This window comes from Klebsiella sp. A-Nf5 (assembly GCF_002810545.1).
Classification (GTDB): Bacteria; Pseudomonadota; Gammaproteobacteria; order Enterobacterales; family Enterobacteriaceae; genus Klebsiella; species Klebsiella variicola.
The window spans coordinates 1-809 of sequence record NZ_PIOG01000059.1 but is presented as its reverse complement, the minus strand read 5'-3'; the positions used below and the strand labels follow the sequence as shown (position 1 = coordinate 809).

Sequence of the window (809 nt, the reverse complement as noted above, 5' to 3'; positions counted from 1 at the left end):
GGTTTGAATAATAAAGCGCAAGCACGTGACTTTGTCGATCCCTCATTCATTAGTTCATTGAATGGTAGCGATCCATCAACCACTCCCGACTTATCCATATTTCAGACCCAGTACGCACAGGCGCCGGGGGATTATCGGGTCGATATCATGTTTAATGGCCGCTACCTGGATACCAGGACGATAAAGTTTGTCGCCAACAATCGCGCCACCGACGATAACCGCGAACCTGCCCTGGTTCCCTGCCTGAGTCTAAAAGCACTCGCGGAATATGGTGTAAAGATAAAAGCCTTTCCAGAGTTAGCCGAGGACAAAAACGGCTGCGCAAACTTTTCGGTCATCCCAGACACCAAAGCGGATTTTGACTTCACCGCCCAGCGCTTAAATATTTCTATTCCGCAGGCGGCCTTATCCACTACCGCGCAGGGATATATTCCACCGGATCAGTTTGATGATGGCATCAACGCCCTGCTGGTGAACTACCAGTTCAGCGGCTCGAACGATATGCAGGCTAATGAGGAATACTACAGCCTGAACCTGCAGTCTGGCCTCAACGTTGGCCCATGGCGTATCCGTAACCTCAGCACCTGGAATAAAAACAATAGCGGTGCCGGGGACTGGGATTCCGCCTATCTCTATATGCAGCGCAGTATTCGCCCGATCAACAGTAACCTGGTGATGGGTGAGAGCTCATCGCTCTCAACCATTTTTGACAGCGTGCCGTTTACGGGTATTCAGCTGGCCACCGATACGTCGATGCTGCCGGAAAGTATGCGCGGCTATGCGCCAATCATTCGTGGTATCGCCAAAAC

The 809-nt window shown here is 51.4% G+C and carries 1 protein-coding gene; it reads left to right on the top strand.

What is annotated here, in order from left to right; translation table 11 throughout:
• A partial coding sequence (locus CWM53_RS06795) for a FimD/PapC N-terminal domain-containing protein (RefSeq protein ID WP_165785035.1) occupies positions 1-809 on the top strand: 809 nt, incomplete at both ends.